At 73.5% G+C, this 21,256-nt stretch carries 19 protein-coding genes and 1 rRNA gene; 10 read left to right on the top strand and 10 right to left on the bottom strand.

The window, feature by feature from the left end:
• The 3 genes from BLS67_RS22830 to BLS67_RS22820 form a co-directional block, all read right to left on the bottom strand.
• A 16S ribosomal RNA gene (locus tag BLS67_RS22830) occupies positions 1-208 on the bottom strand; the annotation flags it as partial.
• Between the two features lie 385 nt (positions 209-593).
• Positions 594-1,223 carry an alpha-ketoglutarate-dependent dioxygenase AlkB gene (locus BLS67_RS22825; protein WP_091250655.1) on the bottom strand — a complete coding sequence of 210 codons (630 nt, stop codon included), beginning with the start codon at positions 1,221-1,223 and terminating at the stop codon, positions 594-596.
• Positions 1,224-1,344: 121 nt separating this feature from the next.
• Positions 1,345-3,585: a RecQ family ATP-dependent DNA helicase gene (locus tag BLS67_RS22820; protein ID WP_091250652.1), complete on the bottom strand. Its 2,241-nt coding sequence runs from the start codon at positions 3,583-3,585 to the stop codon at positions 1,345-1,347.
• 80 nt (positions 3,586-3,665) lie between these two features.
• Here BLS67_RS22820 and BLS67_RS22815 point away from each other — a divergent pair, with 80 nt between their 5' ends.
• The 3 genes from BLS67_RS22815 to bar are packed head-to-tail and all read left to right on the top strand — an operon-like array spanning position 3,666 to position 6,601.
• A complete protein-coding gene (locus BLS67_RS22815; protein ID WP_091250648.1) occupies positions 3,666-4,487 on the top strand; it encodes a PHP domain-containing protein in 822 nt (273 codons plus the stop codon).
• A 44-nt stretch (positions 4,488-4,531) separates the two neighbouring features.
• Positions 4,532-5,485, top strand: coding sequence for a carbamate kinase (gene arcC, locus BLS67_RS22810; RefSeq protein ID WP_091250644.1), 954 nt, complete (start codon positions 4,532-4,534; stop codon positions 5,483-5,485).
• A gap of 12 nt (positions 5,486-5,497) precedes the next feature.
• A complete protein-coding gene (gene bar / locus BLS67_RS22805) occupies positions 5,498-6,601 on the top strand; it encodes a barbiturase (protein ID WP_091250641.1) in 1,104 nt (367 codons plus the stop codon).
• Positions 6,602-6,652: 51 nt separating this feature from the next.
• On the opposite strand, the gene BLS67_RS22800 is transcribed toward bar, so the two are convergent.
• From BLS67_RS22800 to BLS67_RS22780, 5 genes are all read right to left on the bottom strand, one after another.
• Positions 6,653-6,940 (bottom strand): Dabb family protein, encoded by a 288-nt coding sequence (locus tag BLS67_RS22800; RefSeq protein ID WP_091250638.1) that lies wholly within the window; start codon positions 6,938-6,940, stop codon positions 6,653-6,655.
• Positions 6,937-7,362: an organic hydroperoxide resistance protein gene (locus BLS67_RS22795; protein WP_091250634.1), complete on the bottom strand. Its 426-nt coding sequence runs from the start codon at positions 7,360-7,362 to the stop codon at positions 6,937-6,939. The genes BLS67_RS22800 and BLS67_RS22795 overlap by 4 nt, the downstream gene beginning before the upstream one ends.
• 66 nt (positions 7,363-7,428) lie before the next feature.
• Positions 7,429-8,469, bottom strand: coding sequence for an isopenicillin N synthase family dioxygenase (locus tag BLS67_RS22790; RefSeq protein WP_207500841.1), 1,041 nt, complete (start codon positions 8,467-8,469; stop codon positions 7,429-7,431).
• A 34-nt stretch (positions 8,470-8,503) separates the two neighbouring features.
• Positions 8,504-9,730: an SDR family NAD(P)-dependent oxidoreductase gene (locus BLS67_RS24650; RefSeq protein ID WP_242654297.1), complete on the bottom strand. Its 1,227-nt coding sequence runs from the start codon at positions 9,728-9,730 to the stop codon at positions 8,504-8,506.
• Between the two features lie 17 nt (positions 9,731-9,747).
• Complete coding sequence (locus BLS67_RS22780; RefSeq protein ID WP_091250631.1) at positions 9,748-10,314, bottom strand: TetR family transcriptional regulator; 567 nt, start codon at positions 10,312-10,314, stop codon at positions 9,748-9,750.
• A 94-nt stretch (positions 10,315-10,408) separates the two neighbouring features.
• Here BLS67_RS22780 and BLS67_RS22775 point away from each other — a divergent pair, with 94 nt between their 5' ends.
• The gene (locus BLS67_RS22775; protein WP_091250627.1) at positions 10,409-11,263 is read left to right on the top strand and encodes a mycofactocin-coupled SDR family oxidoreductase; all 855 of its coding nucleotides are present in this window, start codon (positions 10,409-10,411) and stop codon (positions 11,261-11,263) included.
• Between the two features lie 16 nt (positions 11,264-11,279).
• Complete coding sequence (locus BLS67_RS22770; protein ID WP_091250623.1) at positions 11,280-12,098, top strand: mycofactocin-coupled SDR family oxidoreductase; 819 nt, start codon at positions 11,280-11,282, stop codon at positions 12,096-12,098.
• Between the two features lie 83 nt (positions 12,099-12,181).
• Here the strand turns inward: BLS67_RS22770 and BLS67_RS22765 are convergent, their stop codons facing one another.
• Both BLS67_RS22765 and BLS67_RS22760 read right to left on the bottom strand, forming a co-directional pair.
• The gene (locus BLS67_RS22765; RefSeq protein WP_091250621.1) at positions 12,182-13,585 is read right to left on the bottom strand and encodes a YlbE family protein; all 1,404 of its coding nucleotides are present in this window, start codon (positions 13,583-13,585) and stop codon (positions 12,182-12,184) included.
• A complete protein-coding gene (locus BLS67_RS22760) occupies positions 13,582-15,042 on the bottom strand; it encodes an FdrA family protein (protein WP_242654296.1) in 1,461 nt (486 codons plus the stop codon). Before BLS67_RS22760 ends, BLS67_RS22765 begins: the two co-directional genes overlap by 4 nt.
• 191 nt (positions 15,043-15,233) lie before the next feature.
• Here BLS67_RS22760 and BLS67_RS22755 point away from each other — a divergent pair, with 191 nt between their 5' ends.
• From BLS67_RS22755 to BLS67_RS22735, 5 genes are read left to right on the top strand one after another with little or no spacing between them, the layout of a single operon-like run.
• Complete coding sequence (locus tag BLS67_RS22755; RefSeq protein WP_091250618.1) at positions 15,234-16,697, top strand: uracil-xanthine permease family protein; 1,464 nt, start codon at positions 15,234-15,236, stop codon at positions 16,695-16,697.
• Positions 16,694-17,557, top strand: a complete 864-nt coding sequence (locus tag BLS67_RS22750; protein ID WP_091250615.1) for an FAD binding domain-containing protein — start codon at positions 16,694-16,696, stop codon at positions 17,555-17,557. Before BLS67_RS22755 ends, BLS67_RS22750 begins: the two co-directional genes overlap by 4 nt.
• On the top strand, positions 17,554-18,081 hold the full coding sequence (locus BLS67_RS22745; protein ID WP_091250611.1) for a (2Fe-2S)-binding protein: 528 nt from the start codon (positions 17,554-17,556) through the stop codon (positions 18,079-18,081). Before BLS67_RS22750 ends, BLS67_RS22745 begins: the two co-directional genes overlap by 4 nt.
• On the top strand, positions 18,078-20,489 hold the full coding sequence (gene cutA / locus BLS67_RS22740) for an aerobic carbon-monoxide dehydrogenase large subunit (RefSeq protein WP_091250607.1): 2,412 nt from the start codon (positions 18,078-18,080) through the stop codon (positions 20,487-20,489). Before BLS67_RS22745 ends, cutA begins: the two co-directional genes overlap by 4 nt.
• On the top strand, positions 20,486-21,172 hold the full coding sequence (locus BLS67_RS22735; RefSeq protein ID WP_091250603.1) for an SRPBCC family protein: 687 nt from the start codon (positions 20,486-20,488) through the stop codon (positions 21,170-21,172). Before cutA ends, BLS67_RS22735 begins: the two co-directional genes overlap by 4 nt.
• Positions 21,173-21,256 lie beyond the last annotated feature (84 nt).

The following is a 21,256-nucleotide window of genomic DNA, read 5'->3' as shown; positions in this document are numbered from 1 at the left end:
ACTTTCCTCCAACCACCAGGCGGTGAAAGAAGAATATCCGGTATTAGCACCAATTTCTTGGAGTTATCCCAGAGCTGAGGGCAGGTTGCCCACGTGTTACTCACCCGTTCGCCACTAATCCACCAGCAAGCTGGCTTCATCGTTCGACTTGCATGTGTTAAGCACGCCGCCAGCGTTCGTCCTGAGCCAGGATCAAACTCTCCGTAGATGAATTCAGATCCAAGGCCGAGAACCAAGAGTTGGCACTCTCGATATCAATCAACCCAACACCCACCCCACCAAAGCAGGGAGGGGATCAAACATATGGCACTGACTTTCGGCACGCTGTTGAGTTCTCAAAGAGCGGACGCGCGGAGACTCTGGCCTTTCGGCCTTCGGTCTGAGGCGGCTGCTGCACGTTACTCCACGATTCGAACTCGTCAACCCCGGGGGGCTGGTGTTCGCGGTTCGGCCTCTCGGCCTTGCCGGTGTTTCGCGGTGCATGGAGAACAATACACGGGGTTCTGGGGCCCGTGCAGGGGGGTCCCGGCAGGAGGGTCCAGACCCCCCTGCCGGAGGCCGGCACAGCCCGTCGAGCAGGGCGTATGCGCGGTTCAGGCGACGCCGCGGGGCCGGAACTGCACGCTCACCCGGGGACCGACGGGCTTGGTCGTCTTCGGGATGCAGTGCTCCCACGTGCGCTGGCAGCTGCCACCCATGACGACGAGGTCACCGTGCCCCAGCGTGAAGCGGATCGACGCGCCCCCGCCCACGGGGCGCAGCATCAGCGCCCGCGGCGACCCGAAGGACACGATGGCGACCATCGTGTCGGCGGTGCGACCCCGGCCGATCCGGTCGCCGTGCCAGGCCACCGAGTCGCGGCCGTCGCGGTACAGGCACATGCCGGCCGAGACGAACGGTTCGCCGAGCTCGGACCGGTAGTGGGCGTCGAGGTCGGCGCGGGCCTGGCCGAGCAGGGGGTGCGGCAACGCCTCGCCCCCTGCGTACCAGCGCAGCAACCGGGGGACCTCGACCTCGCGGTCGTACATCTGGCGGCGGTCGGCGCGCCAACCGATGTCGCCGAGCAGCACGTCGAGCACCTCGTCGGACCCCTGCACCCAGCCGGGCAGGTGGTCCACCCACGCGCCGTGCGCCAGGGGGTGCCGGACGACGCCGGCGCCCAGAGGGCTCAGGGACGCCTGCTCGGCGACGTCCCACATCGAGGGCTGATGGGCCACGGGCACGACTCCAGGCTAGCCCCGCTGTCGAACACCTGTGCGAAGGACTGTGGACGACCGGGCGTTCACTTCACCCACCTGCCACGACGGAGTTTCGAACAGGTGTGCGGAAACCTGTGGACAGCGTTCAGGCGGACAGCGCGAGGACGAACGGCAGCACACCGCTGGCCCCCGCCCGACGCAGCTCCCGCCCGGCCACGGTGATGGTCCACCGCGAGTCGGCGAGGTCGTCGACCAGCAGCACGGGGCCGGACAGCCCGGCGAGCTGCTCGCGCAGTGCGTCCCCCACGGTGATCCGCTGCCAGACCCCGGCCAGGCGGAACGCCGAGTTGCCACCGGGTCCACCGGTCGGCCCGCCGTGCTGGAGGTCCAGCTGCCCCAGGTACGGCAGCCGGCCGAGCCGGGCCAGCCCCTGGGCCACCCCGGTGACCAGCGCGGGCCGACGGCGGGACGGCACGGCGACGACGGCCACCGGCCGGTCGGCCCAGTCCCACGCACCGAGCACCCGGGCGCAGGCGGCCATCAGCTCGTCGGTCGGCGGGGAGTCCGACGCCGCACCGGGCCGGATCACGTGCGGCGCCGTGTCGTAGGCGGCGTCCGGGTCCTCCTCGATCGAGGGGGCCTCGAGGTCCTCGGCCAACGTGGCCACTCCGCCGACGCCGTCGTCCCCGAGCAGGGTGCGCAGCCGCTGACCCCAGCCCAGGTCGGTCAACCGGGCGACGGCCCGGCCGGGGAGGACCAGATCGCCGGGTCCGATCTTGCCCTTGACGTCGACGCCGAGCCGGTCGGCGCCGGTGGGCCACTGCGCGCGCGGCGGCAGCTCGACGCCGGGCCGGTCGAGCCGCGCGTTCGCCGCCTCGGCCGCACCCGCGGGGATGTCGGTGGGGTACCAGGGACCGGCGCACACGTCGCACCGGCCGCACGGTGCGGCGGTGGGGTCGTCGAGGGCCTCCTGCAGGAACGCCATGCGGCACTGCGCCTCGTCGACCGGCCGCGCGTAGGCGATCATCGAGCGCTGCTCGGCCTCGCGGGTGCGGGTGACCCGGGCGTACCGGTCGGCGTCGTAGACCCAGGGCACCCCGGTGGAGCGCCAACCGCCCTGCACCCGCTCGACGGCGCCGTCGACCGACAGAACCTTGAGCAGCAACTCCAGCCGTGAGCGGCGCACGTCGGCGACGGTCTCGAGGCGGGCCACCGACCAGGCCTTGCCGTCGGCCATCGCGGTGAGGACGGCCGCGGCGTGGTCCTCCCGCGGCATGGAGGAGGTGGCGAACCACTGCCAGATGGCGAGGTCCTCGGGCCCCGGGAGCAGCAGCACGTCGGCGTGCTCGACGGCACGGCCGGCACGACCCACCTGCTGGTAGTAGCTGACCGGGGACGACGGCGCCCCCAGGTGGACGACGAAACCCAGGTCGGGCTTGTCGAAGCCCATGCCCAGGGCCGAGGTGGCGACCAACGCCTTGACCCGGTTCTCGCGCAGCGCCTCCTCGGCGTCCTTGCGGTCGGCGTCGTCCAGACGGCCGGTGTAGGCGCGCACCTCGTGACCGGCGTCGCGCAGCAGCGCCGCGGTCTCCTCGGCAGAGGCCACGGTGAGCGTGTAGACGATGCCGCTGCCCGGGAGCTCCTCGAGGTGGGCGGCCAGCCAGCCCAACCGGGCCCGGTCGGTGGGCAGCCGCAGCACACCCAACCGCAGGGAGTCGCGGGCGAGCGGGCCGCGGACGGTGGTGACCGCGACGCCCCCGGAGCCCAGCTGCTCGGCGACGTCCTCGACCACGCGCTCGTTCGCGGTGGCCGTGGTGGCCAGCACCGGGGTGCCGGCCGGGAGCCGACCGAGCAGCTCGCGGATGCGGCGGTAGTCGGGCCGGAAGTCGTGCCCCCAGTCGGACACGCAGTGCGCCTCGTCCACCACCAGCAGGCCGCAGCGCTCGACGAGGCCGGGCAGCTGCTCGTCGCGGAAGCGGGGGTTGGTCAGCCGCTCCGGGGAGACCAGCAGGACGTCGACGTCGTCGGCGGCCAGCCGGGCCGCGACGTCGTCCCACTCGGTCGCGTTGGCGCTGGAGATCTCGACGGCCTTGATGCCGGCCCGGGCGGCCGCGGCGACCTGGTCGCGCATGAGGGCCAGCAGCGGGCTGACCAGCAGGGTGGGTCCGCCCCCGCGGCGGCGGAGCAGCGCGGTGGAGACGAAGTAGACCGCCGACTTGCCCCACCCGGTGCGCTGCACGACCAGCGCCCGCTGGTGCCGCTCGACGAGGGCTGCGACCGCGTCGTCCTGGCCCTCGCGGAAGACCGCGTCGGGGCGGCCGGTGAGCTCGCGGAGGACCGCGAGCGCCTCGTCGGCGATCTCGGTGGAGGCCACAGCGCTGCTCATGGGACCGACAGTAGGCACCGGGTCCGACAGCCGCGGCCCGCCGGGTGCGACCTGTGGACGACGGGGCAGGATGACCGTCGATGCTGCCTCCCGACGACCACGTGCACAGCGAGTTCTCGTGGGACACCGGGCCCTGGGCCTCGATGGTGGAGGCCTGCGAGCGCGCGGTGCGGATCGGCCTGCCCGCCGTGGCCTTCACCGAGCACCTGGACTTCACCGTCTGGGCCGCCGAGGACCGGGCCAGCCGCGACGGGCTGGTCGACCGGCACCCCGCCAACCAGCGCCCCATCGACGTCGAGGGCTACGCCGCGTCGATCGCCGAGTGCCGCGACCGCTTCCCGGAGCTGCGCGTGGTCTCCGGGGTCGAGGCCGGCGAGCCCCACCTGTTCGCCGAGAGCGTCGCCCGCCACCTCGCCGCCGCACCGGTCGACCGCGTCCTGGGGTCGTTGCACTCGCTCACCGACGGCGACCGGCTGATCGGGGTCAACCGCATGCTCACCCGGTCGGGCGCCGACGCCACGATGCGCCGCTACCTGACCGAGATGGCGCAGATGGTGCGGGACAGCGACGTGTTCCAGGTGCTCGCGCACGTCGACTTCCCCCGCCGGTACTGGCCCGGCGGGCGCGACCGGTACGCCGAGCAGCCGTTCGAGGCCGAGTACCGCGAGGTGTTCCGGGCCCTGGCCGAGACCGGCCGGGCCCTGGAGGTCAACACCACCAGCCCGTTGGCCTCGGTCGAGCTGGTGCGGTGGTTCCGCGACGAGGGCGGCGAGGCGGTCAGCTTCGGCAGCGACGCGCACACCCCCACCGCGGTCGGCCAGCGCTTCGACCTGGCGGTGGACGTGGTCGAGGCCGCCGGTTTCGGGCCCGGGCGCGACCGGTTCGACTTCTGGAGACGCTGAACCAAGTACTTCACCGCTAAGAGAAATCGGGCTAGGGTTCCGGCATGACCTCGCAGCGCCGCGTCGTGATCGCCCTGGGCGGCAACGCGATGACCGGCCCCGACGGCTCCGCGACCCCGGGTGCCCAGCGGGCGGCCATCGCCGTCGCCGCCGGCCACGTGGCCGACGTCGTCGCCACCGGGGTCGAGGTCGTGGTCACCCACGGCAACGGCCCGCAGGTCGGCAACCTGCTGGTCAAGAACGAGCTGGCCGCGCACGAGGTCCCCCCGGTCCCGCTGGACTGGAACGTCGCGCAGACCCAGGGGACGATCGGGTTCACCGTCGTCGACGAGCTGGACGCCGCCCTCGCCGCCCGCGGGCTGGCCCAGCGCACCGCCGCCCTGGTCACCCGCACGCTGGTCGACGCCGCCGACCCCGGGTTCGCCGAGCCCACCAAGCCCGTCGGCCGGTTCCTGCCGCGCGGGCAGGCGCAGCGGTTCGTCGACCTCGGCCAGCTGTGGGAGGACCGCGGCGAGAAGGGCTGGCGCCGCGTCGTGGCCTCGCCCGAGCCCCGCTCGGTGCTCGACTCCCCCGCGATCCGCGCCCTGGCCGCTGCCGGGTTCGTCGTCGTCTGCGCCGGCGGCGGGGGCATCCCGGTCGTGGACGACGGCCGGGACGGCGCCGCCCTGCGCGGTGTCGAGGCGGTCATCGACAAGGACCTGACCGCCGCGCTGATGGCCGCCGAGCTCGGCGCCGACACGCTGGTGATCGCCACCGACGTCGACCACGTGATGGTCGACTTCGGCACCCCCGACGCCCGGCCGCTGGGCCGGGTCACCGTCGCCGAGCTGCGCGAGCACGCGGCGGCCGGCCAGTTCGCGCGCGGCAGCATGGGCCCCAAGGTCGACGCCGCGCTGCGGTTCGTCGACGGCGGGCCCGGACGTCGCGCCGTCATCACCTCTCTCGAGCACATCGCAGAAGCCGTCGCCGACGACGCCGTCGGCACCGTCATCCAGTAGAAGGAGCCCGCCGTGCCCGCACCGATCGAGGTCCGCAAGGTCCCGCTGCACAACGTGAGCGACGCCTCCGAGCTCGCCAAGCTCATCGACGAGGGCGTCATGGACGCCGACCGCGTCGTGGCCGTCATCGGCAAGACCGAGGGCAACGGCGGGGTGAACGACTACACCCGGATCATCGCCGACCGCGCCTTCCGCGAGGTGCTGATGGCCAAGGGCACCCGCAGCGAGGCCGAGGTCAAGCAGATCCCGATCGTCTGGTCCGGCGGCACCGACGGCGTCATCAGCCCGCACGCCACCATCTTCGCCACGCTGCCCGAGGACGCCGTCGAGAAGACCGACGAGCCCCGGCTGACCGTCGGCTTCGCGATGAGCGAGGTCCTGCTGCCCGAGGACATCGGCCGCATCACCATGGTCGAGAAGGTCGCCGAGGGCGTGAAGCGCGCGATGGCCGAGGCCGGCATCACCGACCCCGCCGACGTCCACTACGTGCAGACCAAGACCCCGCTGCTCACGATCGAGACGATCCGCGAGGCCAAGTCGCGCGGCCAGGAGACCTACTACGACGAGCCGCACGGCTCGATGGACCTCTCCAACGGCACCACCGCGCTGGGCATCGCCCTGGCCCTGGGCGAGATCGAGCTGCCCGAGCAGAAGCAGGTCATGCGCGACTTCTCGCTGTTCTCGGCCGTCGCCTCGTGCTCCTCGGGCGTCGAGCTGGACCAGGCGCAGATCGTCGTGGTCGGCAACGCCCGCGGCCACGGCGGCAACTACCGCATCGGCCACTCGGTCATGAAGGACGCCCTGGACCAGGACGGCATCTGGCAGGCCATCCGCGAGGCCGGCCTCGAGCTGCCCGAGCGCCCGCACACCTCGGACCTCGGGGACAAGCTGGTCAACGTCTTCCTCAAGTGCGAGGCCGACCCGACCGGCTACGTCCGCGGCCGCCGCAACGCGATGCTCGACGACTCCGACGTCTTCTGGCACCGCCAGATCAAGGCCACCGTCGGCGGCGTCGCCGCCTCGGTGACCGGCGACCCGGCGGTCTTCGTCTCCGTCGCCGCCGTGCACCAGGGCCCCTCGGGCGGCGGCCCCGTCGCCGCCATCGTCAAGGCCTGACCCCGCCGCGAGCGGCCCGTACCCCGGTCGGGGTGCGGGCCGCTCGCGTGTTCAGGCGTCGAACTGGACGCGGGCGATCTCCGCGCACAGCGGGCCGAAGAGCTCCGCCCGGATGCGGTTGTGCTCGGCGTCGGCGTCGTAGACCCGGTAGGCCTCGGCGTCGACCCAGTCGCTGGTGATCGCGAAGCCCCAGGCGCCGTCCCGCAGGCCGGCGTCCCGGCCGACCCGCACGTCCAGGCAGCCCTCGACCGGCAGCGCGACGATCGCGTCCAGCGCGGCCTGCACGGCGGCGGGGTCGGCGTCCGGGTGCAGCCGGCCGACGACGACGTTGCGGATCACGCGACCGTCGTCTCCAGGGTGACCGGGATGTTGCCGCGGGTGGCGTTGGAGTAGGGGCAGACCTGGTGGGCGGCCTCGACGACCGCCTCGGCGGCGGCCTGGTCCAGCCCGCCGCCCAGCTCCACGTGCAGGGCCACCTCGAGGCCGAAGCCGCCGGCGTCGTTCGGGCCGATGCCGACCTCGGCGGTCACCGCGGAGTCGGCCAGCGTCACGCCCTGCCGCTTGGCGACGACCTTCAGCGCGGAGTGGAAGCAGGCCGCGTAGCCCGCGGCGAACAGCTGCTCGGGGTTGGTCGCGCCGCCCGCGCCGCCCATCTCGACCGGGGTGGCGAGGTCGTGGTCGACCAGGCCGTCCGAGGAGCGGGTGTGGCCGTTGCGGCCCTCCCCGGTGGCGGTGGCGATGGCGGTGTAGACGGCAGGCACGGGTCCTCCAGGGGTTCGGGATGTCACCGGGCCCAAGCCGTCCCGGCGCCGCCGGATTCCCGGAGGTCAGCCCCGGGCGGCCAGCACCCGGGCGGCCTCGCGGTCGGCCGCGGTGTTCACCAGCCCGGCGCGGGAGCCGCGGAGCTTGGCCGCCACGTGCTCCCCCACGGTCACCGGCAGGTACTTCGGCTCCTCGCCCGGGGCGAGGCAGGTCGGCAGCACCCCGACCACGGCGTCGACGTCCCCGTCGTGGAAGAACGCGCACGACCGGCGGCGCTGGATCCGGCCGTCGACGACCGGGGGCTTCACCCGGTGCAGCGTCGAGAGCCAGTGCTCGTTGGTCAGCCGGGTGGTGACGTCGCCGAGGTTGACCAGCAGGGCGCCGTCGGCGGGGACGACGTCGTGCCAGCCGCCGTCGGTGCCCAGGATCTGCAGGCCGGCCACCTGGTCGGCCCAGAGCACGGTGACGATGCCGTAGTCGGTGTGCTCGCCCATGCCGGTGAGGTCGCCGTCCAGCTCGACCTCGCCGGGCGGCAGCGCGTAGTTGTTCATCCGCAGCACGTCCAGGGAGTGCCCGGTGATGTCGGCGAAGAAGGTCGTCGGCAGGTCCAGGGCGTCGGCGAAGACGCCGGTCAGCGTGCGGGCGACCCGGGCCGCCTCGGCGTAGTAGGCCTCGACGGCGGCCCGGAACCCGGGGACGGCGGGCCAGGTGTTCTCGGCGTAGTCCGGCTGCGGCAGGCCCGGGGCGTGCGGGTACGTGGCCTGCGAGGCACCGACGTTGAACGCCTCGAAGAAGTCCTTCATCCGCGAGGCCGACTCCACGCCCAGGGACAGCGACAACGACTCCGACTTCGGCGGCGAGTAGCCGCGGTTGACCTCCGGCGGGGTGCGCCAGGACTTCTTCGTCTCGAGGTCCAGGCCGAAGAGGTCGTCCATGGCCCCGGCCAGGCCCTCGGTCACGGCCTGCGGGACGCCGTGCCCGGTGACCTGCACGAAGCCGACGGTCCGGCAGGCGGCGTCCATCGCCCGGGCGCAGGCGGTCCGTTCGTCCGGGGTGCCACCGGCGACGTAGGCCGAGATGTCGACGACGGGTACCTGGAGGCTCACCGGGACAGGCTGGCGCACGGGTGTTGCGCGGGCGTCACGGCAGGATCGAGTCCACGTAGCCGCCGTCCACCCGCAGGGCGCCGCCGGTGGTCGCCGACGCCAGCGGCGAGGCCAGGTAGACCACCATGTTCGCGATCTCCTCGGGCTCGATCAGCCGCTGCAGCAGCGACTGCGGCCGGTGCACCCGCATGAACTCGCGCTGCGCGTCGTCCCACGGCAGGTCACCGACCAGGGAACGCACGAACTCCTCCACCCCCGCGGTGTGCGTCGGGCCGGCGATCACCGAGTTGACCGTGACCCCCGAGCCGGCCGCCTCCTTCGCGAACCCGCGCGAGACGGCGAGCAGGGCGGTCGTGGAGACGCCGTACTGGACCATCTCGGCCGGCGTGACGACGGCCGAGTCGCTGGCGATCTGCAGCGCCCGGCCCCACCCGCGCTCGCGCATGCCGGGCAGGTAGGCCCGGATCAGCCGCACGGCGGTGAGCACGTTGACCTCGAAGTAGCGCCGCCACTCGTCGTCCGGGATCTCGAGGGCGGGCTGCGCACCGAAGACGCCCAGGTTGTTGACCAGCACGTCGACGTCGGGGACGGCGGCCAGCAGGGTGGCGGTGCCGGCGTCGGAGGTGACGTCGGCGGCCACGGTGGTGACCTCGGCGCCCTCGGCCGCGGCGCGCACCTGGTCGGCCGCGGCGGCGAGCCGCGCCTCGCCCCGGGCGGTGAGGACGACGGCGGCGCCGGCCCGGGCGAGCCCCGTGGCGATGGCCAGGCCGATGCCCTGGGACGAGCCGGTGACCAGCGCCGTCCGGCCCGCGAGGTCCAGCCGGACGCCGCCGGTCTGCGGCGCGGGGGCCGGGACCGCCGACCGGGCGGGCGGGGCCGCGGGACGCGGGGTGGTGCGGGCGGCCCGCAACCCGCTCTCGATGGCCGCGCCCTGCTCGTTGGGCAGCTCGGTGAAGACCAGCTCGTCGTCCCGGGTCTGGACGGCGAGCCGGCTGCGGCCGCGGAAGGACCGCTTCCACTCGACGCCCTCGACGTCGGCCAGGTCGAGGGCGACCGCGGTGGCCTGCCGGCCGACCTTGCGGAACAGCAACCGGCGGTCGGTGAGCACCAGCAGGCCGAAGACGCCGGCGTGCAGCGGGGTGCCGACGTCCAGCACCCGCTCCCCGGGCTGCAGGTGGTCGGCCAGCTCGGCGAGCTCGGGCCGCCCCAGCCCGGTCAGGTCGGCCCGCTCGCCGGCCTGCTGGACGTCGGGGCGGGTCACGGACGGCACGCTAGCGCTCAGGAGAAGCCGTGGGCGACCAGGTCGAACCCGCGCCCGACCAGCTCGACGAACCGGGCGGGGTCGTCGTCCGGGTGCCAGGCCAGGAACGCGGTCATGAGCACGGCGCCCGCGGACTCGGCGACCAGCCGGGCGGTGAACGGGTCGTCCGGGAGCTGCGCGGCCAGCCAGCGGTCCATCGCCTGGCCCACGTGCAGGTGCGCGGTGCGGTGGTAGGCGTCCAGCTCGGCGTCCTCGACCAGCTGCCGGCGGACCCTCAGCACCCGGTCCTGACCGCGGACGAAGTCCACGCACACGGCGCGCAGTGCCGGCCAGACGCCCGCCGCGGCATCGACCGCCAGGAGCAGCTGGGCGAGCTGGTCGGCGTCGTCCGGGTGGGGGTTGAACAGCGCCGCGGCCTTGGTCGGGAAGTGGTTGAAGAAGGTGCGGCGCGAGACCCCGGCCGCGGCGGCGATGTCGTCGACCGTGACCGCGTCGAAGCCGCGCTCGCTGACCAGCTGGAGCGCCGCCGACTGGACCGCCGCCCAGCCCTCACGACGCTGCTGTTCACGGACCGGGAGCGGCACGGCCCCGACGCTAGCCCAGAGGCGCTACGGTGACCCCGGTCACGTTGCACTGAGTGCAACCACATCGTCGTGGAGGACAGCCGTGGCAGGTCGGATGGCAGGCAAGGTCGCGTTCGTGACGGGGGCGGCGCGCGGGCAGGGACGATCGCACGCACTCCGGCTGGCCCAGGAGGGCGCGGACGTCATCGCCGTCGACGTCTGCGCGGACATCGCCAGCAACCACTACCCGCTGGCCACCGAGGCCGACCTGGCCGAGACCGCCCGCCTGGTCGAGGCACTCGACCGGCGGGTCGTGACGCAGGTCGCCGACGTGCGCGACCGGGCCCAGCTCGCCGCGGCCGTGGCGGCCGGGGTCGCCGAGCTCGGCCACCTGGACGTCGTCGTGGCCAACGCCGGCATCTGCCCGCTGGGCGCCGACGTCCCGGTCCAGGGCTGGTTCGACGTGGTGGCGGTCAACCTGACCGGCGTCCTCAACGCCGTCGAGGTCGCCCTGCCGCACCTGACCGCCGGTGCCTCGATCGTCTGCACCGGCTCGGTCGCCGGGTTGCTGTCCGGGGGCACCGACAACCCGCAGAACGGCCCCGGCGGGTCCGGGTACAGCTTCGCGAAGCAGAACGTGGCCCGGTTCGTGCACGAGCTGGCGAAGCAGCTGGCCCCGCAGTCCATCCGGGTGAACGCCGTGCACCCGACCAACGTGGACACCCCGATGCTGCAGAGCGAGCCGATGTACCGGGTCTTCCGGCCCGACCTGGAGAACCCGACCCGGGAGGACGCGATGCTCGCCTTCCCGGCCATGCAGCCGATGCCCATCCCGTTCGTCGACCCGGTCGACATCAGCAACGCGGTGCTGTTCCTGGCCTCCGACGAGGCCCGCTACGTCACCGGCCTGCAGCTCAAGGTGGACGCCGGCGCCCTGCTGGCCACCACCACGTCCGGCGCCCCCGCCTGAACCCGAGGAGACACCCATGACCACCACCGCACGCCGACTCGAGGGCAAGGTCGCCCTGATCACCGGGGCCGCCCGCGGCCAGGGCCGGGCGCACGCCGTCCGGCTGGCCAGCGAGGGGGCCGACGTCATCGCCGTCGACGTCTGCGCCCAGCCGGCCACCACGCACTACGCCGGCGCCACCCCCGAGGACCTGGCCGAGACCGTGCGGCTGGTCGAGGCGCTGGACCGGCGGATCGTGGCCCGGCAGGCCGACGTCGCCGACTTCGCCGCGCTGTCGGCCGCGGTCACGGAGGGCGTCGCCGAGCTGGGGCGGCTGGACGTCGTCGTCGCCAACGCCGGCATCTGCTCGGCGGGCAACAGCTGGGAGATCACCCTCGAGCAGTGGAACGAGACCGTGGCGGTGAACCTGACCGGGGTCTTCCACACCGCGAAGGCGACCATCCCCACGCTGCTCGAGCAGGGCACCGGTGGGTCGATCGTGATCACCAGCTCGGTGGCCGGGCTGCGCGGGCTGCCGTTCCTCTCGGCCTACGCGGCCACCAAGCACGGGGTGGTCGGGTACGCGAAGTCGCTGGCCAACGAGCTGGCGCAGCACAGCATCCGGGTCAACACGGTGCACCCGCACGGCGTGGCCACCGGCATGACGGTGGACGACCTGGGCCCGCTGATCGCGGCGAACGCGCAGACCCTGGCGCCGATCTTCATGCAGGCGCTGCCCGACCAGGTCTCGCAGCCCGAGGACATCGCGAACGCGGTGGCCTTCCTGGCCTCGGACGAGGCGCGGCACATCACCGGCATCCAGCTGCCCGTCGACCTGGGCACGCTCATCCGCTGACCCGGCCGGCATGGGAGCCCATGCGCCCACCCACGGCCCCCGTAGGTGGGTGCACGGGCTCCCATGCCTGGGTCCGGAGGTGGTCAGGCCAGGGCGGCGCGGGACTCCTCCGCCAGCGCGGCGACGGCCTGCTCGAAGCAGGACGCCGGGGGCTGCACCAGACCGGCACCCACCTGGCCGGTGCCGGCGACGCGACCGGCCATGCCGGTGTTGATCTGCGGCAGCCACCCGGTGCGGGCCACCGAGACGACGTCGATGCCGGTCGGGGCGCCGCGGAAGCCCAGGATCGGCACCTGCATGGCCGGGTTCTCCTGCAGGGTGATCTGGTACATGCGCTCGGTGGTGGCCAGCGCGTCGGGCACCGTGCCGCCGACGAACCGGACGATCGCCGGGGCCGCGGCCATGCAGAACCCGCCCACGCCGTAGGTCTCCATGATCGCGGAGTCGCCGATGTCGGGGTTGGCGTCCTCGGGGCCGTAGTCGCCCAGGAACAGGCCGACCGGGGTGTTCGCCGGTGCGGTGAACCAGCGGTCGCCGGTGCCCGCCGTGCGGATGCCGAACTCGGTGCCGTTGCGGGCCAGCGTGGTGACCATCGTCGAGCCGGGGACCTCGCCGACGGCGTCCATGGCCAGCTTGGCCGTGGGCATGCCGAGGTTGAGGAAGAAGTGCTCGTTGCCGCCGATGAACCGCAGCACCTCGGCGACGTCGTCCTTGGGGGCGTCGACGGCCACGATCGACGGCGACAGCTCGCGCAGGGTCATCAGCGAGCCGGCCCGGTTGCGGTTGTGCCCCTCGTCGCCCATCTGCAGCATCTGCGCGAGCACGCCGGTGACGTCCAGCGGCTCGGGCCGCGAGCGGACGGCGGCCTGCAGGATCGGGCCCATCACGTCGGTCATCCAGTGCAGGCGGGTGATCACCTCGGGGCCGTAGGCGCCCATGCGCAGCACCTTGCCCAGGCCCTCGTTGAGGTTGGAGAAGGCCTGCCGCCCGTCGGTGGGGTCGGTCAGGCACCACATCCACATCGACGGGCTGGTCACGCCGGCCATCGGGCCCACGGTGCGGTGGTGGTGGCAGCTGTCGAGCTCGACGCCGCCGGCGGCCAGCAGCTGCTCGGCGGCCTCGGGGGTGTCGGCCCAGCCCTCGAACAGGCAGGCGCCCATGAGCGCGCCGCGCATCGGGCCCGAGGCGGTCTCCCAGCTCAGCGGCGGTCCCGAGTGCAGCAGGGTGCGGCCGGTCAGGCCGATGACCTCGGACGCCGGTGCGACGTCGGTGAGGGTGGACCGGCTGGCCAGCACCCGCTCGACGGCGACCCGGTTGGCCGACGCGCGGCGCGGGTCCAGGGCCAGCTGGGTCAGGTCGTCGGCCGAGCCGATCGTCGGCGGGCGCCACTCGACGTCGGTGACCGCGGCGCCCTGCGCGCGCAGCGCGTCGGAGAAGACGTCGACACCGGCGGCCACGACGGCCGGCGGTCCGCTGAGCAGGTTCACTTCTGGGCCCCGATCAGGTCGACCGCGAACCGGGTGGCCGCGGAGTTGGAGGCGAACACGTGCGCGCCGGCGGCGGCCAAGGCGTCGGCCTGCCGGGACCACCCCTGCGGGTCGCCCTCGGTGCCCACCAGCGCGACGACGACCGGGAACGGCAGGTCGCGGACCGCCGGGGCCAGCGCACCGGCCGGGTCGGGGTCGGCGCCGTGCCCGAGGACGACGTCCAGCAGCAGGACGGCGGGCTCCCCGCTCGCGGCCAGGCCGGCGATCGCCTCGAGCCGCAGCGTGGGGTCGATCATCGGGTGGGCGCGGCCCACGGTGAGCGCGTCGTCGCCGAAGTCGACGACGACGTGGCCGCTGGTCCCGAAGTCGCTGCCCAGGTCGAGCTCGGGGCGCAGCGGGGTGTTGCTGCGGACGTCGCCGAGCCCGGGTGCGGCGACCAGCATGGCCTCGTCGGCGAGGGTGCCTCCGGAGTAGAAGCCCTTGAGGACGGCTCCCGCAGGGACCTCGCGGTCGGTGCCGGGGCGGGTGGGCCAGGCCGGGACGTCGACGCCCATCGCCTGCAGCAGCGCCTCGACGCCGGCGGTCAGGTCGGGGCTGTCGGCGCTCAGCGCGGCGCTGGAGAACGGGGTGGCCAGGCCGGCCGCCGTGCGGCCGACCTCCTCGGCCACCGCGGGCGCCGGCGGCTTGCTGACCAGCAGCACCCGCTCGGTGGCGGTGTCCGCGTCGAGCATGCGCAGGGCGTCGAGCGTGGCCAGCCCGCCGACGGCGGCGGACAGGTCGCGGCCGCCGACGCCGAGCACGTGGCTGACCCCGACGCCGGCCATGTCGAGCAGGCAGCTGACCTGCTGCGCGCCGGTGCCCGAGGCGGCGACCAGGCCGACCGGCCCGGGGCGCACGACGTTGGCGAAGCCGAGCGCGACGCCCGAGACGATCGCGGTGCCGCAGTCGGGGCCCATGACCAGCACGCCGGCCTCGTGGGCGGCCCGCTTGAGCGCGACCTCGTGCTCGACGGGGACGCCGTCGGAGAACACCAGCACGCTGCGCCCGGCGCCGACGGCGTCCATCGCCTCGGCGACGGCGTAGGGGCCGGGCACGCTGACGACCGCCAGCGGGGTCTCCTGCTGCTCGCCCAGCGCGAACCCGACGGTGCGCGGCGGGATGGCGTCGGCCGAGCCGCGCTCCTCGCGGGCGGTCAGCGCGGCCTCGACGGCGGTGACCGCGGCGGCCAGCTCGGCGTCGTCGACGGCCCGGAGGGCGATCAGCAGCTGGTCGGGCTTCGCGCCGGGATCGGGCGCGAGGCCCATGCCGGCGGCGAGCTCGAGGTTCAGCGGGGTGGCCATGGCCACCAGGACGGCGACGACGCCGTCGCGGGCGCCGACCGCCTTGCTGACCTGCATCAACTTCACGGAATCGGCGTAGACGCCGCTCCGCAGGGAGACGTGCACCGGGTCGCTCACGCCGCCGACGCTACCGTGGAAGTATCTCAGCGGTAAGAGAAATCTCGCGGCAACATCACGGGTACGAAGATTTAGCGCTGAGGTACTTCCGCAGCGCCGGTGGTCGGTGTCACAGTGGCCGCGCCCGGTGGGATCGTGCCCACCGGAGAGCGTCCGCGGCCGACCGAGGCCGCACCGAGCAGGAGGAAGTCATGGCGTTCGGGTGGAAGTTGTACGGCGACGGGAAGACCCCGCCGCCCGGTGAGGCCGTGGCCCCCGACGAGCGGTTGTCCTGGCCGCTGACCATCGGCATCGGTGCGCAGCACGTGGTCGCCATGTTCGGCGCCACCTTCGTCTTCCCGCTGATCATGGGCCTGGACGCCAACCTGGCGATCATGATGAGCGGGATCGCGACGATCGTCTTCCTGCTCATCGTCCAGGGCAAGGTGCCCTCCTACCTGGGCACCTCGGCCGCCTTCGTCGGCGGCGTCGCCGCGGTGCGGGCCGGCGGCGGTGACTCCGGCGACGTCGTCGGCGCCATCCTGGTGTCCGGCGTCGTGCTGGCGATCGTCGGCCTGGTCATCCAGCAGGCCGGCCCGGTCGTGGTCAACAAGGTGCTGCCGCCCGCCGTCACCGGTGCCGTCGTCCTGCTGATCGGGTTCAACCTGGCCCCGGTCGCCGCCCAGACCTACTGGCCGCAGGACCAGTGGGTCGCGCTGGCCACGATGGCCTTCGTCGTCGTCGTGTCGCTGGCCCTGCGCGGGTTCTGGTCGCGCATCTCGATCCTGCTCGGCCTGGTCTTCGGCTACCTGCTGTCGCTGCTGCTGGACGCCGTCTCCGGCCCGATCACGTCGGTCCTGGGCGGGGCCACCGAGGCCACCGTGCACGACCGGGTCGACCTCTCCGGCGTCGGCGCGGCCGACTGGTTCGGCTTCCCGACCCTGACCGCCCCGAGCTTCTCGGTGAACTTCTCGCTGCTGGTGCTGCCCGCCGTCATCGCCCTGATCGCCGAGAACGCCGGCCACGTCAAGGCCGTCGGCGAGATGACCAAGCGCAACCTCGACCCGGTGCTGGGCCGCGCGGTCTTCGCCGACGGCGTCGGCACGGTGCTCGCCAGCTCGGTCGGCGGCTCGCCCACCACCACCTACGCCGAGAACATCGGCGTCATGGCCGCCACCCGCGTCTACTCCACGGCCGCCTACTACGTGGCCGCGATCGTGGCGATCGTGCTGGGTCTGGTGCCCAAGTTCGGCGCGATCGTCAACGCCACCCCCGGTGGCGTGCTCGGCGGCATCACCGTCGTCCTCTACGGGATGATCGGGCTGCTGGGCGCCAAGATCTGGAAGGAGAACCGGGTCGACTTCGCCAACCCGATCAACCTGGTGCCGCTCGCGGCCGGGATCATCATCGGGATCGGGAACGTCAACCTGCAGTTCTCCGACAACTTCTCCCTCGGCGGCATCTCGCTGGGCACCATCGTGGCCGTCGTCGGGTGGCACGTGGCCCGCGCCCTGGCCCCGCGGGAGATGAAGGACGCGCTGCTGGCCGAGGACGGCTTCCGCCACGGCACCGGTCCGGCGCTGGGCAAGACCGGTGCGCACGACGCCGCCGACCCCTCCGCGCTGGACCAGCAGACCGGTACCCGCACGATCGACAGGGAGACCCGCAACCCGTGAAGCCCGCGCCCTTCGGCTACGCCGACCCCACCTCGCTCGACGAGGCGCTGACCCTCCTCGCCGACGACGGCGCCAAGGTGTTGGCCGGAGGGCAGTCGTTGCTCCCCCTGCTGTCCATGCGCCTGGCCTCGCCGGCCACGCTGGTGGACATCAACCAGGTGCCCGGCCTGGACTCCGTCGTCGTCACCGACGACGGGGTCCGGGTCGGGGCCCTCGTGCGGCACGTCCAGCTGCTGCACCACGCCGAGGCCGCGCGGGTGCAACCGCTGCTGGCCCGGGCGACCGCGAACGTCGCCCACCCCGCGATCCGCAACCGCGGCACGACCGTCGGTTCCATCGCGCACGCCGACCCCTCCGGCGAGATGACCTCCGTGCTGGCGCTGACCGGTGGCTCCGTCACCGTCGCCACCCCCGCCGGGTCCTCCGCCGTCGACTGGGCCGACTTCTTCGTCGGGCCGCTGGAGACCTCGGTGCACGGCCCGGCCGTCGTCACCGAGGCCTTCTTCCCCGCGCTGCCGCCGCGCTCGGGCACCGCCTTCGAGGAGGTCTCCCGCCGCAAGGGCGACTACGCCGTCTGCGGCGCGGGTGTGACCGTCACCCTCGACGACGACTCGAGGGTCGTCTCGGCCCGGGCCACCTACATCTCCGTGGGGCTCGTCCCCGAGGTGCACGACCTGACCGACGCCCTCGTCGGCCAACCCGCCGCCACCGCCGACTGGGCCGCCGCCGGCGCCCTGGCCCGCACGCTCGTCGACCCGGACGGCGACCTGCACGCCAGCGCGGACTACCGCCGGCTGCTGGTCGGCGTCCTCACCGAACGCACGCTCGCCCGCGCAGCACAGGAGGCCCTGGTCCGATGACCGAACCCACGACCGTCTCCACCGAACGGGCCATCACCGTGACCGTCAACGGTGTGCCACGTGAAACCACGGTGCCGGTCCGCCGGCTGCTGTCCGACGCGCTGCGGCACGACCTGCAGCTGACCGGCACCCACGTCGGCTGCGAGCACGGCGTCTGCGGCGCCTGCACGGTGCTGGTCGACGGAACCCCGGTGCGCTCGTGCCTGGTGCTGGCCGTGCAGGTCGACGGCAAGGCCGTCACCACCGTCGAGGGCCTGGCCCGCGACGACGGACGGGGCGGGGAGGTCCTGCACCCGGTGCAGGAGGCCTTCCGCGAGTGCCACGCCCTGCAGTGCGGCTTCTGCACCCCGGGCTTCCTGATGACCATGGCCGCTGGCCTCGAGGCCCGGGACCGCAGCACCGACATCACCGAGGACGAGGTCGACGAGATCGTCGGCGGCAACCTCTGCCGGTGCACCGGCTACGCCAACATCAAGAAGGCCTGCCGGCACGCCGCGGGGCTCATGAAGGAGGCCGCGGAGTGACCACGAAGCTGATGGGCGAGCCGGTCCGCCGGCGCGAGGACCTGCGGTTGATCACCGGCCGCGGCCGGTACACCGACGACATCGGGCACGGCGCGGCGGCGGCGGCCTTCGTGCGCAGCCCGTACGCGCACGCCCGCATCCTCGGCATCGACGTCGACGCCGCGCTGGACGTCGAGGGCGTCATCGCGATCTACACCTACGAGGACCTGGTCGGCCCGATGGCCGAGCCGCTGCCGGTGCTCATCCCGCACCCCCAGCTCACCGCGCCGCGCACCGGCTACCCGCTGGCCCGCGACGTCGTCCAGCACGTGGGCGAGGCCGTGGTGATGGTGGTGGCCACCGACCGGTACATCGCCGAGGACGTCTGCGACCGGATCACCGTCTCCTACGAGGAGCTGCCGGTGGTCGTGGGCGTCGACGCCGCCCGTGCGGCCACCCACGCCGTCCACGAGGACGTGCCCGACAACGTCGCGGCCCGGCACCACCAGGAGACCGGCGACGTCGAGGCCGCGCTGGCGGCGTCGGCGCACACGCTGAGCTTCACCCAGTACATCGAGCGCAGCGCCTGCATGCCCATGGAGGGCAAAGGCGTGCACGCGGTGTGGAACCACGACGACTCGTCGCTGCGGGTGCACACCTCCACCCAGGCCTCCACGTCGGTGCGCGCGGCCGTCGCGGCCAAGCTGCAGCTGTCGCTGGAGAAGGTCGAGGTCGTCGCCCCCGACGTCGGCGGCGGGTTCGGCGTCAAGATCGTGCACCCGTGGCCCGAGGAGCTGCTGGTGCCGATGGCCGCCATCGCGCTGGGCCAGCCCGTGCACTGGGCCGAGGACCGCCGCGAGCACTTCATCTCCTCGGCGCACGAGCGCGAGCAGCGGCAGGAGATCACCGTCGGCTACGACGACGAGGGCCGGGTCACCGCGCTCGACGTCCGGGGCTGGCACGACAACGGCGCCTACACCCCCTACGGGATCATCGTGCCGATCGTGACGGCCACCCAGCTGGTGGGCCCGTACGCGATCCCGGTGTACCGGGTGCGCATCGACAGCGTCTACACCAACACCGTCATCGTCACGCCCTACCGCGGCGCCGGTCGCCCGCAGGGCTGCTACGCGATGGAACGCACCATGGACCGGATCGCCCAGGACCTCGGGCTGGACCGTGCCGAGGTGCGCCGGCGCAACCTGATCCAGCCCGACCAGTTCCCCTACGACCACCACCTGACGTTCCAGGACGGCCGGCCGGTCATCTACGACTCCGGCAACTACGAGGGCCTGCTGGACAAGCTCATCGCGCTGGTCGGCTGGGACCGGGCCGAGGAGCGCCGGGTCGAGGCCGCCTCGCGCGGCAAGCAGCTGGGCATCGGCATGGCCATGTACGTCGAGGGCACCGGCCCCGGCCCCTACGAGGGCGGCCACGTGCAGGTCCTCGGCAGCGGCAAGGTGCTGGTCTCCACCGGCCTCACCTCGCAGGGCCAGGGCCACGAGACCGCGTTCGCCCAGATCGTCGCCTCCGAGCTCGGCGTCCCCATCGAGGACATCGAGGTGGTCACCGGCGACACCCGGCGCTTCGGCTACGCGGTGGGCACCTTCGCCTCCCGCGCCGCGGTGATGAGCGGCAACGCCATCGCGCTGGCCGCCCGCGGGGTGCGGGCCAAGGCGCTGCGGATCGCCGCCGAGATCCTGGAGGCCGACCCCGACGACCTCGAGATCGACGAGGGCGTCGTGCAGGTCAAGGGCACCCCGGGGACGGCGATCCCGCTGCGCACCGTGGCCGTGCTGAGCAACCCGCTGCGCTACGCCTTCGACGAGGCCGCCCGGCAGGCCACCCAGTTCGCCGGCCCGGGCGACGACAGCAAGCCGCCGGTCGCGGTCGGCGACGCCCCCGGTCTCGAGCACGTCGACTACTACTCCCCGATCCGGTCCACCTTCGCCTCCGGGGCGCACGCCGCGGTGGTGGAGATCGACCCGACCACCTGGGAGATCGACGTCGTCGACTACGCCGTGGTGCACGACTGCGGCAACATCGTGAACCCGATGATCGTCGAGGGCCAGGTGCACGGCGGGGTCGCCCAGGGCGTGGGCGGTGCGCTGTACGAGCGCATGGCCTACGACGCCGACGGCCAGCTGCAGAACGCCTCGTTCATGGACTTCCTCATGCCCTACGCCAGCGAGGTCCCCGACGTGGTCATCGACCACCAGGAGACCCCGTCCCCGCTGAACCCGCTGGGGCTGAAGGGCGCCGGCGAGGCCGGCGTCATCCCGGGCACGGCCTGCATCGCCTCGGCCATCGAGGACGCCGTGGCCGTGCGCATCGCGGCCATGCCCATCTCCCCCACCGAGCTCTACGACCTGGTCCGCAACCCCGACGCCGAGCGCGTCCCCGCCGCTACCCCTGGAGTCCCCGCGTGAAGCTCGACGGCACCGCCACCCTGTCCGCGCCCCCGGCGAAGGTCTGGGCCGCGATCACCGACCCGGCCGTGCTGGCCCGCACCATCCCCGGCTGCCAGGGCCTCGAGCGCACCGGCGAGGACGAGTACGCGATGACCGTCTCCGTCGGCGTCGGCGCCATCCGCGGCGTCTACGCCGGGGAGGTCAAGCTGACCGACAAGCAGGAGCCCACCCGGTACGTCATGCACGCCTCGGGCTCCGGCGGCCCCGGCTCGGTGCGGGCGACCGTGCCGATCACGCTCGAGGAGGTCGACGGCGGCACCAAGCTGACCTACGACGCCGACGCCGTCGTCGGCGGTGCGGTGGCCGGCGTCGGCCAGCGCATGATCACCGGGGTGGCCAAGCGGCTGGCCGGCCAGTTCTTCTCCGCCATCGACGCCGAGCTGACCGGCACGGCCCCCGCCGTCCAGGCCCCGGTCAACGCGAACGTGACGCCCTCGGCCGCCGCCGTCAGCGACACCGCCGTGCACGGCGGGTCGACGCCCGAGAGCACCTCGTCGGCGGCCCCGACCCGCTTCGCCGCCCCGGCTGCCCCGTCGTCCACCGGGTCCGCCCCCGTCGAGCTCGCGCTGGCCGCGGCCGGCGGCGCCGCGCTCACCCTGCTCGGCGTCCTGGTCGGCTACCTCCTGGGTCGCCGCTCGTAGTCCCACCCGCGATCACCTGGCCCGTCGTGGAGCTGCAGCGCGACGGGTCGTCCCCCGGGTGGACGGCGGCCGGCCCGGGATCGT

The sequence above is a fragment of the Klenkia soli genome (assembly GCF_900103975.1).
In the GTDB taxonomy this organism is placed as follows: Bacteria; Actinomycetota; Actinomycetes; order Mycobacteriales; family Geodermatophilaceae; genus Klenkia; species Klenkia soli.
Note: the sequence above shows the minus strand (reverse complement) of the source record. Positions and strands in the feature narration are given on the sequence as shown.

What these genes read in the sequence shown, in the direction of transcription:
- BLS67_RS22820 (WP_091250652.1), bottom strand. Translation starts at nt 3,585, where the DNA reads ATGAGCAGCGCTGTGGCCTCCACCGAGATCGCCGACGAGGCGCTCGCG.
- BLS67_RS22815 (WP_091250648.1), top strand. Translation starts at nt 3,666, where the DNA reads ATGCTGCCTCCCGACGACCACGTGCACAGCGAGTTCTCGTGGGACACC.
- arcC (WP_091250644.1), top strand. Translation starts at nt 4,532, where the DNA reads ATGACCTCGCAGCGCCGCGTCGTGATCGCCCTGGGCGGCAACGCGATG.
- BLS67_RS22775 (WP_091250627.1), top strand. Translation starts at nt 10,409, where the DNA reads ATGGCAGGCAAGGTCGCGTTCGTGACGGGGGCGGCGCGCGGGCAGGGA.
- BLS67_RS22770 (WP_091250623.1), top strand. Translation starts at nt 11,280, where the DNA reads ATGACCACCACCGCACGCCGACTCGAGGGCAAGGTCGCCCTGATCACC.
- BLS67_RS22755 (WP_091250618.1), top strand. Translation starts at nt 15,234, where the DNA reads ATGGCGTTCGGGTGGAAGTTGTACGGCGACGGGAAGACCCCGCCGCCC.
- BLS67_RS22745 (WP_091250611.1), top strand. Translation starts at nt 17,554, where the DNA reads ATGACCGAACCCACGACCGTCTCCACCGAACGGGCCATCACCGTGACC.